The sequence below is a fragment of the Pseudomonas cichorii genome (assembly GCF_015471405.1).
Classification (GTDB): domain Bacteria; phylum Pseudomonadota; class Gammaproteobacteria; order Pseudomonadales; family Pseudomonadaceae; genus Aquipseudomonas; species Aquipseudomonas serbiensis.
This window is the reverse complement of record NZ_BLVZ01000001.1, coordinates 176,399-189,015: the sequence shown is the minus strand read 5'-3', so window position 1 is coordinate 189,015 and position 12,617 is coordinate 176,399. Positions and strand designations below refer to the sequence as shown.

General features: G+C 56.8%; 11 protein-coding genes. 2 read left to right on the top strand and 9 right to left on the bottom strand.

Translation table 11 applies throughout. The annotated features are described in order from the left end of the window. Positions 1–34: 34 nt before the first annotated feature. A complete protein-coding gene (locus tag JL015_RS00745) occupies positions 35–1,660 on the bottom strand; it encodes a methyl-accepting chemotaxis protein (RefSeq protein WP_201017010.1) in 1,626 nt (541 codons plus the stop codon). 235 nt (positions 1,661–1,895) lie between these two features. Beyond that, positions 1,896–2,975, bottom strand: a complete 1,080-nt coding sequence (locus JL015_RS00740) for a polyamine ABC transporter substrate-binding protein (RefSeq protein ID WP_201017009.1) — start codon at positions 2,973–2,975, stop codon at positions 1,896–1,898. 335 nt (positions 2,976–3,310) lie between these two features. Between JL015_RS00740 and JL015_RS00735 the strand changes: the two genes are divergently transcribed. Further along, a complete protein-coding gene (locus tag JL015_RS00735; protein ID WP_201017008.1) occupies positions 3,311–3,568 on the top strand; it encodes a DUF1652 domain-containing protein in 258 nt (85 codons plus the stop codon). 36 nt (positions 3,569–3,604) lie between these two features. On the opposite strand, the gene JL015_RS00730 is transcribed toward JL015_RS00735, so the two are convergent. The 6 genes from JL015_RS00730 to JL015_RS00705 form a co-directional block, all read right to left on the bottom strand. Next, positions 3,605–6,085: a UvrD-helicase domain-containing protein gene (locus JL015_RS00730; protein ID WP_201017007.1), complete on the bottom strand. Its 2,481-nt coding sequence runs from the start codon at positions 6,083–6,085 to the stop codon at positions 3,605–3,607. A 123-nt stretch (positions 6,086–6,208) separates the two neighbouring features. Then, complete coding sequence (locus JL015_RS00725; protein ID WP_201017006.1) at positions 6,209–7,414, bottom strand: amino acid deaminase; 1,206 nt, start codon at positions 7,412–7,414, stop codon at positions 6,209–6,211. Positions 7,415–7,572: 158 nt separating this feature from the next. Next, positions 7,573–7,923, bottom strand: coding sequence for a 2-oxoacid ferredoxin oxidoreductase (locus JL015_RS27630; protein ID WP_236250120.1), 351 nt, complete (start codon positions 7,921–7,923; stop codon positions 7,573–7,575). A gap of 48 nt (positions 7,924–7,971) precedes the next feature. Then, the gene (locus JL015_RS00715) at positions 7,972–8,403 is read right to left on the bottom strand and encodes a DUF3830 family protein (protein ID WP_201000481.1); all 432 of its coding nucleotides are present in this window, start codon (positions 8,401–8,403) and stop codon (positions 7,972–7,974) included. A gap of 42 nt (positions 8,404–8,445) precedes the next feature. Further along, positions 8,446–9,069, bottom strand: a complete 624-nt coding sequence (locus JL015_RS00710) for a glutathione S-transferase family protein (RefSeq protein ID WP_201017005.1) — start codon at positions 9,067–9,069, stop codon at positions 8,446–8,448. 118 nt (positions 9,070–9,187) lie between these two features. Then, positions 9,188–9,385: a hypothetical protein gene (locus JL015_RS00705; protein WP_025260108.1), complete on the bottom strand. Its 198-nt coding sequence runs from the start codon at positions 9,383–9,385 to the stop codon at positions 9,188–9,190. A 343-nt stretch (positions 9,386–9,728) separates the two neighbouring features. Here JL015_RS00705 and JL015_RS00700 point away from each other — a divergent pair, with 343 nt between their 5' ends. Further along, positions 9,729–11,318, top strand: a complete 1,590-nt coding sequence (locus JL015_RS00700) for an ABC-F family ATPase (RefSeq protein WP_025260106.1) — start codon at positions 9,729–9,731, stop codon at positions 11,316–11,318. A 97-nt stretch (positions 11,319–11,415) separates the two neighbouring features. Here JL015_RS00700 and JL015_RS00695 read toward each other — a convergent pair whose 3' ends face one another. After that, positions 11,416–12,546 carry a lactonase family protein gene (locus JL015_RS00695; RefSeq protein WP_201017004.1) on the bottom strand — a complete coding sequence of 377 codons (1,131 nt, stop codon included), beginning with the start codon at positions 12,544–12,546 and terminating at the stop codon, positions 11,416–11,418. Positions 12,547–12,617: the final 71 nt, after the last annotated feature.

The window sequence follows — 12,617 nt, the reverse complement described above, 5'->3', positions numbered from 1 at the left end:
AGACGGCTTGCAGCTTGCCGCCTCCCGCTCACTTTCAGATCACAAACCGACCCACCATCGTATTCAAGCCTACAGCCAGTCGCGACAGTTCATGGCTGGCGGCGCTGGTCTGGTTAGCGCCCGCGGCCGACTGATTGGCAAGGTCGCGAATGTTGACCAGATTGCGGTCAACCTCGCGGGAAACCTGAGCCTGCTCTTCGGACGCACTGGCGATCACCAGATTACGCTCGTTGATCTGCGAGATGGCATCCGTGATCATCTCCAGCGCATCGCCTGCGGCCTGAGCCAGGTCCAGCGTGGATCGAGTGCGGCCGGTATTGAGCGTCATGGACTCGACAGCCTGCCCCGTGCCGCTCTGGATACCCGCCACCATCTGCTCGATTTCCCGGGTAGACTGGGCGGTACGATGCGCCAGCGCCCGGACTTCATCGGCCACGACCGCGAAGCCTCTGCCCGCCTCGCCTGCCCGTGCGGCCTCGATTGCAGCATTGAGTGCCAACAGGTTGGTCTGCTCGGCAATGGCACGGATCACATCCAGCACCTTACCGATCTCACGACCTTGAGTGGCCAGCCCTTCAATCAGACTGGAGGTGCTCTGGACGTCACGGGTCATGACCTCTATGGCCTTGACCGTTTCCACAACCTTGTCACGCCCCAGACGTGCCGTTTCGTTGGACTGCTGCGAGGCCTGGGAGGTGGATACCGCATTGCGAGCCACCTCTTCGACTGCTGCGGTCATCTGGTTGACGGCAGTGGCCGCCTGCTCAAGCTCATCGTTCTGCTGTTGCAGGCCGCGAGAGGACTCTTCAGTCACGGCGCTCAACTCTTCAGCGGCTGAAGCCAGTTGCGTCGCCGAGCCTGAAATCTGTTCGATGGTCTTGCGCAGGTTCTGCTGCATCAGCACCAGAGCTTCCAGCAAGCGTGCAGGCTCATCATTGCCGTCCACTTCGATATGCCGGGTCAGGTTGCCGTCGGAGATTTCCTGCGCTGCGCGTACCGCCCGACTCAATGGCATGACAATACTGCGGGTCAATAACCAGGCCAGTAGAACCGTCAAGGCAGCAGCCAGAATCGAAACCAGAATGATTGCTGTATTGGCATTATCGAAATGGAGGCTTGAGCGGTTGGATGCCTCCTGGGCCGATTTCTTATTGATAGTTATCAATTGATCAAGTTGCGAGGAGATCAGATCCGTACTGACTTTCATCTGGCCATTGATCAACGCTCTCAACTCTTCGAGTTTATTACTGCGCGACAGCATCATTGCCGTTTGTTGCACGTCCAGATAATCGGCCAGCGCAGCCTGAAACTTTCTATATATATCTTTCTCCTCACCCTCCGCAGGCAAGGCTGCGTAGTTGGACTCCGCTTTTTTAAGCTTCTGGGTCAACAACTGGGCACGGGTTTCAGTTTCCTGTATCTGATCAGGCTCGCGGTTGATCACGTACCGGAACGCCATGATGCGTAACAGCAGCAGGTTCTCGTCCACTTCGCCCAGATAGGCGATGCTGGGAAGCATGTTGGTTTCCAGATCCGTGGTGGCCTGACGAATGATGGACATGCGATTGAGTGCAAAAATGCCCAGCCCTATTACCAGAATGGCAATAAAGGCAAAGCCCAGAAAAGCACGAGGCGCAATATTGATGCTTCGTAGTGACATGAACTGATTCTCTTGGGAAGTACAACCCGATGCGCTCCATGCATAACGAAACGAGAGAGTCAAAACTCTCGCCAATGGGAAGAGCAACGGCATTAAGCCTGTGCTCCATAAAGCGGTTATCGGTCAACCTTGAGAATAAATAGAGTCAAAAACAGAAAATATTTTCTGGCGTCAAAGTGACGACTTTCCGTTCGTTTTTATTGCCGTATTCAATGATCAATACAGTCTTTGATATTCACTTTCCTGCCTTGGTATCCGCCCATATACGCGCACGCAGTTCTTCGATTTTCACCTGAACAGGTTCAAGCACGAACATCCGGCTGACCATGTCGGCATTTGGATAGACATTGGTATCGCCCCAAAGCGCCGGATTGATCAGGGCATCCGCCTTTTCATTGCCGTTCGCGTACTTGACCTCGTTGGTAATGTGGGCCATCACCTCCGGGCGCAGCAGGTAATTCATGAAGGCATACCCGGCCTTTTCATTGGGGGCATCGACAGGCATTGCGACCATATCGAACCACATTGGTGCCCCTTCACTGGGCACGGTGTAACCGATCTGTATGCCGTTACCGGCTTTTTCCGCCAGATCCTGAGCCTGGGCAATATCGCCGGAAAAGCCCAGCGCCACGCAGATCTTGCCGCTGCCAAGGTCTGCAATGTATTTGACGGGGTCAAAATAGCGGACGTAAGGCCGGATGGCGCTCAATACAGTCGCAGCCTTTGCATAGTCTTCAGGCTGCTCGCTGTGGGCAGGCAGGCCAAGGTAGTTCAAGGTGATGGGCAGCACTTCGGGAGCATTATCCAGAATGGCGACGCCGCACTGCGCAAGCTTCTTCATGTTTTCGGGCTTGAAGATCAGGTCCCAGGAATCCAGCGGCGCATTGTCTCCGAGCAGGGCCTTGACCTTGGCGACGTCATAGCCGATGCCGGTACTGCCCCATAGATAGGGAAAACCATGCTGGTTGCCGGGATCGTTGACCTCCAGCGCCTTGAGCAATACCGGGTTCAGATTCTTCCAGTTAGGTAGCTGGCGCTTGTCCAGCACTTTCAAGGCGCCGCTGTCGATCTGCCGTGCCATGAAGTGTACGGACGGCACCACGACGTCATAGCCCGAATGGCGGGCCATGAGCCTGGCGTTCAGGACTTCATTGGTTTCGTAGGTCTGATAATCGGCCGTTATGCCGGTCGCCTCCTGAAAATTCCTGACGGTGTCGGGGGCGATGTAGTCGGTCCAGTTGTAAATATTGACCCTCTGCGCTGCATGGCTGGTGGAGGCCAGCAACATCAGTGCAGCAATGGATTTACTCAGCATCTGTCAACTCCCGGGGTCAATGGAACCAGCTTGCCCTAACCGGCGCGCGTATCTCAATAGATGGAGCAGACTGATTTAAGGATCAAACGATTTTGACGTACATCAAATAATTGAAAAAATTCGGGGAACACCTGAAAATATTTTCCAGATGTGTGCAGGCAGGTGCTATTTTTAGGTCTCGCCAGACCGTTCAGATCATCCCGCAGAAAAGCAGTACGATCACTCAGGATTGTGCACTGTTTGATCTCTCAGGCTTTTATCGGTCGCATCTCGACTGGTCTTCCTACCCATTGGGGCTGCAGGAATTGCTCGATTGAATCAGGTGGGCCGCTTCCATGAACAAAGTCACGTTCCCCAATGCATGCCAACTGATGCGCTGGCACTTTCATCCGGTTGGCTTTGAAGCCACCATGGATGCACCCAGCAGCATGATCGCCCGCCTGTTCGACCGGGCCAGCGGTGAAACGGTCGTGGCCATTGCCGGCCTGCCCTGCGCTACCGTCATGAACGCTACCGACGTAGAGCGGATCATCGAAGCCATCGAAGCCGAACTGGAGCTGTTCGGAGCCCATCAGTCAGTCGGCTTCATGTGAACCGGCGGGAGCTTTGGACTCCCGCCCACTCACTCATCAATGCTTGCGCAGATCCTCAAAAAAAGGCTTGTCCCGGGCAACCCTGTCAGAAGCCTTGGGCACCTGGACATTGTCATTGCCTGCGGTTCCTTCATCGATATACCAGTAGCAATAACGTATGGCGCGGGTGATCGCCACATACGCCAGACGCAGGACTTCATCCTGCTGGGCATTGTCGAACGACTGCGTATCGCTTGCGTTACCCAGACCGGCCAGACGATAGACCTGATTCTTGTAGGGCGACAGTGTCGAGTGCTGACAATCCCCCAGCAGAAATACCGCATCGGCCTGTAGCCCTTTGGAGCTGTGATAGGTCAGCGTCCTGATCCGCCGAGACTGCGGGCCCATTGCAGAGTCGGCCTGAATCAGGGATTTCAACGACTCGGAAATCATGGCCTTTTCACTGTTCTTGCGATACAGCAACAGGATCGAATCACCTGCGTTGTAGCGCTCGGCCACACGCTCGGCCAGCTCATTATCATCGCGGTTCAGCACCGTCACCGGCAGCAGTTCCTGAACGGCACCACTGGCCTTTGCCTTCTTGCCCGCAATGGCAGGCGCAGCCCGCACGATATGTTCGGCGGCATCGATGATGTACTGGTGGCTGCGAAAGTTATCGATGAGCATGACCCTGGTAGTCGCAGGCGAGGAAAATTCCTTGGGAAACTCCATGAAATATTGCGGCGAGCTGCCTCGCCAGCCATAGATGGACTGCCAGTCGTCTCCCACACACAACAACGATGAATGCCTGGCGACACGGCCGCCATGAATGGCCGGGCCACGGCGTCGGATCTCTCGCAGGCTGGCGCGTATCCAGGAGACAATCTGCGGCGAAACGTCCTGAAATTCGTCGATCATCAGGTGCGACAGAGGCCTGAGCACTTCATCGCTGACCTGCCTGAGGTTTTCCGGTGAGGTTTCGCCAAACAAGGCAAACATCCGGTTGTAGGTCATGATCGGCGGCGTCTGATCCAGCAGATGGTTCTCGAAAGCCTTCCAGAACAGGCTGAGGCCTTCAAAGAAAAACCGGTCAGGATCATTGCTGGCAAAACTCATTTCAGCCACGGCACCGGGTACATCAAGCCCCAGGTTCTCGATGAAGCTGGCCGCTGTGACAAAACAATCCAGCAGCGGCGCTGCGCTCAACTCGCCCTTGATCCTGTAATCGAAACCCGGTCCGGCCACGGCGGATCCGGCCAGCGATTTCAGCACCTTGCCAGCCGCTTCGTAGTTCTCGAACCAGATCAGCGGCTTGCGGCAGAAAGCTTGAAACAGCGTGCGCTTGATCACCCATTCGGCCCAGACCGGAAGCTTGGCGCCCGGGCGCTTCATCTGCTGGTCTTCGCTGGAGTCGAGCCCCAGCACGACCCAGGCATCCAGTTCGGCGATATAGCCATGAACGTGAAAGGCAAAACCATCTATTTCAATGGTCTGGCGCATAGGCTCAATGCCTTTTATAGGCCATGCCTTTGCCCGAATCCACAGGTCCTCGATGATGTCGCACAGTTCCTCATCGCGCTTGGCCGACAGCTCGGTCACGGTGATGCGCTTTTGCACATCAGGATGATCGCGATCCAGCTCCTTCAGTTGCAGCGCATGGCGGTACAGCGGCGCAATCACCTCACGAAAGCGTTCGTTACTGGCATACAGGTCGCGATAGCAGAGGTTCAATTGCTGACGCTGGGCGTCGTTGATACGCAGATCGAACGGGTTACTGTCGGCCTCGTCGCCTGAAGCGGAGGTATTACCCAGATTCTCGAAAGCACGCAGTTGCTCGAAACCCGGCAGGCTGCGAACCAGCGGCAGTATTCGCGAATGGAAGGTGCGGACCAGATCCCGGGCCTGCTTGTGGCTCAGGGTATGCCCCCACAAAGCCATTATCTCGATCAGCTTGCCGATGAAGTCCTTGCGAGACTCGCGAGTAAAGGTCACTACAGTCATCGCTTCCAGCTCGAAGCCCAGGTAGTGATGGAGCAACAGTATTCGCAGCACCAGCGACGTGGACTTGCCCGCCCCTGCGCCCGCAATCACGTAGGTGGATGGCGTGTCGCTGAAAATCATTTTCCATTGAGCAGTGCTGGGCTGTGCATGGGGCGGCAGCTTTTGCGCGACATCGGCTTTGATACGCTTTTTCAGCTCTGGCGTCAGCGCCAGCCGCCAGTCATCGAACAGATGATCATCGACTTTCGGCCCACGATGCTCGCTGGGCCGTGTGTCACGGATCAGCAAGACATTGCGCCCTTGCTCCAGCCCATCCAGACGACCTTCGGCGTAGCCTTCATTCACACCTTCGATGTGCCCGCTCAGATACCCGTCAGCATGCCCCTGAAACCATGAAGGTCTGTGCTGCGCACCAAGCCCTGTCAGACCACGACCGATCAGGCGTGACAGCAAGCGCTTGAACAACGGCAGACGCTCGGGCGGATTGAGTTCGACATCCAGGTCGGGAGGAAGAGCAGAAGGCAGGTCGTCAGGCACGCAGGCTCCGGATAGAGAATCGTCGGACGCCTATGGTCGCCGGATTCGCCCGCAAGCTCCAGCGAAATGCTTTTCTTTCAGTCCCTTAGGCGATCAACTGCATGTTTGATGGTAAATGTGCCATTAAAAATAAGTACTGAAGCTTTCGATCACCTTCAGTTCCTCATCGACCAGACAACCGGAACGCCACTTATCGAAGGTCAGGCACGGGTGAGAGGAACCAAAGGAAATGATGTCGCCGACCCTCAGCTCACAACCTGGCGCAACCGTCATGAAGACATGCTGATCCATCAAGGCCGTGACCTTGCAGGCGCTGACGTCATCGCCTTTGGCTGACCGGTCACCAGCCCTGTAGCGCACGAGAGGGTTTGGCAAGCCAGCATCATAGGCAATATCGCGCTTGCCCAGAGCCACCACAGCAAAACCCGGCTCCGGCAATGACTGCACATGCGCCCAGACCTCCATGGCCGGACGCAGCCCTTCGCCCAGATCCGCACGGCGGTCGAGCACACAGCATTGCGCGCTTTTATAGATGCCATGGTCATGCACCACATAGCTGCCGGGGCGCAGCACACTGAGAAAACGCTGACGAACAGCCTGGGCATCGAAGGCTTCGGCAATCAGGTCGTACCAGGCCGAACCCGAGGCGGTAACAATGGGGCGCTCCAGGGCAAAGGCTTGTTTGTCTTGCAACTCGACAGCCAGACGCACCAGTGATGCGGCAAAAGCCTTGATGTGTTCGATGGCCTGATCGCCATGAATCACACCTTCGTAACCTTCGATACCAGTCAGAGCCAGGCCCGGCTGAGCGTTGATTGCCTCTGCCAGCGCCAGTACTTCCTGCTCGGTGCGACAACCGCAGCGTCCACCAGGCACGCCATACTCGATCATGACATTCAGCCGCAGCCCGCGCGCAGCGAAGAATTCGCCCAGGGCAGCCACGTTGTCCGGGTGATCGACCATGCAATGAAAATCGAACAGAGGGTCGGCCAGCATCTCGGCAATGATTGCCATATTGGGCGTACCCACCAACTGATTGGCCATCAGCACCCGACGCACGCCATGGGCAAAAGCGGTGCGGGTCTGCACCGCCGTGGCCAGAGTCATGCCCCAGGCCCCCTCCTCCAACTGACGACGAAACAAGGCCGGCACCATGCTGGTCTTGCCATGAGGCGCCAACTCCGCACCGCTGTTAATGGCAAAGGCCTGCATCCAGCGAATGTTGTGCTCCAGCGCCTGATTGTGGATCACCAGTGCTGGCAGGCTTACATCACACAACAAGCTATGGCCCGGCTCGGCAGTTCCTTTATCGGCGACATGGATAGGCATAGGGGCTCCAGGGCTGAAAGTTACAAGCTGCAAGCTTCAAGCAAGTTTCAAGCCGCTCACAACTGAAAGCTTCAAGCCGTAAGCCTCAAGCCTCAAGCCTCAAGCCTCAAGCTTGTAGCTTGTAGCTTGTAGCTTGTAGCTTTCAGCCTGCTTCCATCTTACAAACAGGTAGCAATTGCCGCTGCCCTCAACGCGGAGTGGCTGTCGCCTTGCGGGGCATAGAACTCGATCTCGGTGCTCGGGCCTTTGCTGCGCACGTCGGCGAAGTATCTGGCTTCAGTGGTGAAGACCGTAAAGCCGCCACCGGAAAGCTTGTGCATGAACACATCAGAGGACGTGCCGAACATCGCTTCGTTCTGCCAGGAAACCTGGATGCATTGAGCGACGGCAGCATCCTGCTTGCTGCTGGACAGGACCTTGGCAGGCCCGACCGAACGAGCGGAGTCTGAGGGAGCCGCGCATCCGGCCAGCAACAGAGTGGCCGCGATGATAGAAACCGGAAATTTCATGACATGCCTTCGTCGAAAAAAGCCGATTCTAGCACCCCATACTGCCGATCAACTCTCGACCAACTCGAAAACCACATCCTGCGCCCCTTCCCACAAGGTCTTGACGCCCAGTTTGCGCAGGTTTTCCTTGCCCTCAGTGATGGTCAGAAAGTGATTGCCCGCCAACTGCCCCATCTTGCTCGCAAAACAGCAGGAGCCGTAGGCCAGGATGATTTCGGTTTCACTGTAACCACCCGGATAAAACAGAATGTCGCCCACCGAAGGATGGCTGGTCGCATTCTCGAAACCGATCGGCTTGTCGTCGAGCATGAGCTGGTAATCATCCAGCGGCACCCAGCACCCCTCTCCGCTCCAGCGCACATGAATGAACTTCTGCCGGTAAGGCAGCAACTTCAAGAAGGCCGCGACGGTTTGCGGTGCATCGGGATTGGCCTCAGCCAGGAACTCATATCCGCCGGCGGTTATTTTTATGGTGGTCACAACTGCGACTCCTGTTTACGAAGGGGTTCGGTGAATATCCGGTCACGGAGTTCCGTTTCTGCCATACAGCAAATAACCGGGGCGATCGCTCAGACGCTCATAGTACGCAGCGACTGCGGGAAAATCCGGATGGTCCAGCGGGGTTTCAAACCATCGATTGACCGAGAGGCCAATCGGGATATCCGCAAGGGTAAACGACGTGCCGCTCACATAAGCGCCGGTCAGCTCAAGCTGTCGATCCAGTATCTGCATATGCCGGGACCAACTGCTGCTGGATGCCTTCAACGCATCTCGATCCTGAAACCCGGCCGAACGCCTGACCAGCGACATGAACGCATAGGTCCAGGACTTGTTGAGGTCCGTTGCCTGCCAGTCTATCCACTGATCTATGCGAGCCCTGGCTCTGGGCTGGGACGGGTAGAAACCTTCATCCGGGTGAGCAGAAGCCAGATAGCGAATGATGGTATTGGATTCCCACAAGACAAAGTCGTCTTCCAGAATCACGGGCACCATGGCATTGGGGTTCAAGGCCATGAATTCGGGCGTATCCGTCGCCCGAAAACCGCTTCCCCAGTCTTCCTGCTCAAAAGGCCGGCCTGTTTCGGCGCATGCCCAGAGTACTTTTCTGACGTTGATTGACGATGCCTTGCCGAGTATTCGCAGCATTTCGAGTTCTTGGATCACAGAGAAGGAGCATGACCGTACCAGTTCTGTTTTTTCCAGAACACAGGAGCATCAGGAAAAATGTCAAAGCCCGGCACAATGGCCGGGCTTGAGAAAGACCTCAATGCTGAAAAAGATGCTCCTTCGCAGCCTTGATACGCTTTGCCCGCTCCTTGAGAAGGCTGTCCGCCAGATCGGCCGCAGCCTCGACCGCCTGCTCGGCAGATTCGGCTTTCACAATCGTGGCACTGAGCGCGGCAGAGGCATACAGATCCCATGCCTGAATTTCGTCGTTAAAGAGCGGTGGTTTGCTCGACATTGGACTACTCCTGAATGCAAGGACCCGGTATCCGGTCCATCAGGCAGAAAGCCTAGGCTGTAAAGCGTCATTGGCAAATAACGCAGGTTCATGCTTTCGAGGTGGCCGACGACTGGATCGGCCACCTTCAAAGATCCCCCATATGACTACCGCCCCACCTATGCGACAATGCGCGCCAAAGTCTGGCATGAACCCCGCATTCATATTCCGGCAACCCGTCTCTGACAGGCTGGTTGCTATCGACGTATGCCTCGCTGGAACCACTCAAGCTCCGACTGGAGCGAGCCGCCCTTCGGGGTACGGCTCACATCGGCATTTCCCAAGTTATTGATAGGTAAGGCAATTGATCTCCACCGCGAATATAACCATGCAGTTCGGCCCCAAACCCTTGTTCGAGAATGTCTCGGTCAAGTTTGGTGCCGGTAACCGTTACGGCCTGATCGGCGCCAACGGCTGCGGCAAGTCCACGTTCATGAAGATTCTGGGTGGCGATCTCGAACCTTCCGGTGGCCAGGTGATGCTGGAGCCGAACGTGCGCCTGGGTAAATTGCGCCAGGATCAGTTCGCCTACGAGGAATTCACCGTTCTCGACACCGTGATCATGGGTCACGAAGAGTTGTGGAAGGTCAAGGCCGAGCGTGACCGTATCTACTCGTTGCCGGAAATGACCGAAGACGACGGCATGGCCGTTGCCGAGCTGGAAACCGAATTCGCGGAAATGGACGGCTACACCGCCGAGTCCCGCGCTGGCGAGCTGTTGCTGGGCCTGGGTATCGGCATCGAGCAGCACAACGGCCCGATGAGCGAAGTTTCACCGGGCTGGAAACTGCGCGTCCTGCTGGCTCAGGCGCTGTTTTCCGATCCGGAAGTGCTGCTGCTCGACGAGCCGACCAACCACCTGGACATCAACACCATCCGCTGGCTGGAAAACGTTCTGACCCAGCGTAACAGCCTGATGATCATCATCTCCCACGACCGTCACTTCCTGAACAGCGTGTGCACCCACATGGCTGACCTGGACTACGGCGAGTTGCGCCTGTTCCCTGGCAACTATGACGAATACATGACCGTGGCGACCCAGTCCCGCGAGCAGTTGCTGGCCGACAACGCCAAGAAGAAAGCACAGATTTCCGAGCTGCAATCGTTCGTCAGCCGCTTCTCGGCCAACGCCTCGAAAGCCAAGCAGGCTACTTCCCGCGCCAAGCAGATCGACAAGATCCAGCTCGCCGAGGTCAAGCCTTCCAGCCGTGTCAGCCCGTTCATCCGCTTTGAACAGACCAAGAAGCTGCACCGTCAGGCCGTTGTCGTGGAGCACATGGCCAAAGGGTTCGATGGCAATATCCTGTTCAAGGACTTCAGCTTCACCGTAGAAGCTGGCGAGCGCGTTGCGATCATCGGCCCGAACGGCATCGGCAAGACCACCTTGCTGCGCACTCTGGTCAACGACCTGACGCCGGATGCCGGCTCGATCAAGTGGACCGAATCGGCTGAAATCGGCTACTACGCCCAGGACCATGCCCACGACTTCGAGGACGACAGTACGCTGTTCGACTGGATGGGCCAGTGGACCCAAGGCGGCGAGCAACTGGTGCGTGGCACTCTGGGCCGCATGCTGTTCTCCAACGACGAGATCCTCAAGTCGGTCAAGGTCATTTCCGGTGGTGAGCAAGGCCGTATGCTGTTCGGCAAGCTGATCCTGCAAAAACCGAACGTGCTGGTGATGGACGAACCGACCAACCACCTGGACATGGAATCCATCGAAGCCTTGAACCTGGCGCTGGAAAACTATCCGGGCACGCTGATTTTCGTCAGCCACGACCGTGAGTTCGTATCCTCGCTGGCCACCCGCATCATCGAACTCAGCCCAAGCGGCGTGATCGACTTCAGCGGCACCTACGATGATTACCTGCGTAGCCAGGGTGTGGTGATCTAAGCTCGCCTGTCACGAATAAATTCGCTCCTGCGGTGTTGAAAATTCCCCGTAGGAGCGAATCGTGCGGCGCTCCGCTCATTCGCGAAAGCCTTATCAATCAGGCCCCCGGCTGATTCAACACCTCGATCCAAAGCGCACCTTTACCCGACGGCGCTTCGCCCACACGCTTCAATGCGCCCTCTGCGCCAATCGAATAACTGCCCACCACCTCGCTCTTCTCTCCCGTCACCAGCAACCAGCGGCCATCAGGCGATACCGCGATATTGCGTGGCTGTTTTTCCTGGACCGCGTAGTTCTCGAGGAAGCTGATCTTGCCGCTCGAAGGCTCGACCTTGAAGACCGACACGCTGCTGGAAGTACGCTCGCTGATAAACAGCAACTTGCCATCCGGCGCAATACGGATATCTGCTGCCCAGATGCGTGGAGTCGGATCGTCCTTCAGGTCGTTGTTGCGGGCATCACGAACTTCGCCATGGGCAAGTTTCAGGCGTTCCGGGATTCCGGCTGCCCGGGTGATCGCGGTCAACGCGCCGGTTTGATCATTGATTGAAAAACCGTCCACGGTGCCGCTCATCTCTCCCACCACATACAGGTACTTGCCGTCCGGCGAGAAGGCCAGATGGCGTGGCCCGGTGTTGTCTGCAACGGAGACGTAACCCGTGCCAATCGGTGCAAGCGTGCCGTCCTTCTCCAGACGATATTGCAGGACGTGATCTACGCCCAGGTTGCCGGCATACACAAATCGGTTGCTCGGGTCTGTACGCACCGAATGGGCATGCAGGCCGGTCTTGTAGGTCTTGATGCTGTCGCCTGGGCGCTGTTGCTCATCGATGGGCTGAACACTGAGCAGGTCGCCGCCATAGGACGCGCCAAGCAGAAATCGACCGCTGCGGTCAGTGGACAGGTAAGCCAGGCTCTCGGCCAGTGGTCCTTGGGAAATCTGTTTCAGATGCCCGGTGCCGGGCTCAATGCCGAAACCGACCACCTGATAAGGCTTGGCGCGCAATGCGGCAAACAGCGTCTTGCCATCTGGCGAGAGAGCCATAGGGTTGACCTGATCGCCTGCCTTGGTCTGCTCTATCAGGCTAAGCGCCCCGCTTGCCGCGTCCAGTCGGTATTGGGAAATGAGCCCGTCAGCAGGGCTGGAGATATAAGCGAAAGTCGCTGCATGAGCAGACAGACCGAACGAGCAGGAAACCGCAGCCGCCAGCAGGAGGTTTTTTTTCATGAAGCACCTTTTGTTATTGTGTTTGTGGTCAGTCATCCTATGACTACGTGAGAAGAACAGCAATACACCCG

Coding starts and splice junctions, on each gene's coding strand:
- JL015_RS00725 (WP_201017006.1), bottom strand. CDS start 7,414: ATGCCTATCCATGTCGCCGATAAAGGAACTGCCGAGCCGGGCCATAGC.
- JL015_RS00735 (WP_201017008.1), top strand. CDS start 3,311: ATGAACAAAGTCACGTTCCCCAATGCATGCCAACTGATGCGCTGGCAC.
- JL015_RS00745 (WP_201017010.1), bottom strand. CDS start 1,660: ATGTCACTACGAAGCATCAATATTGCGCCTCGTGCTTTTCTGGGCTTT.
- JL015_RS00710 (WP_201017005.1), bottom strand. CDS start 9,069: ATGCTGCGAATACTCGGCAAGGCATCGTCAATCAACGTCAGAAAAGTA.
- JL015_RS00695 (WP_201017004.1), bottom strand. CDS start 12,546: ATGAAAAAAAACCTCCTGCTGGCGGCTGCGGTTTCCTGCTCGTTCGGT.
- JL015_RS27630 (WP_236250120.1), bottom strand. CDS start 7,923: ATGAAATTTCCGGTTTCTATCATCGCGGCCACTCTGTTGCTGGCCGGA.
- JL015_RS00740 (WP_201017009.1), bottom strand. CDS start 2,975: ATGCTGAGTAAATCCATTGCTGCACTGATGTTGCTGGCCTCCACCAGC.
- JL015_RS00705 (WP_025260108.1), bottom strand. CDS start 9,385: ATGTCGAGCAAACCACCGCTCTTTAACGACGAAATTCAGGCATGGGAT.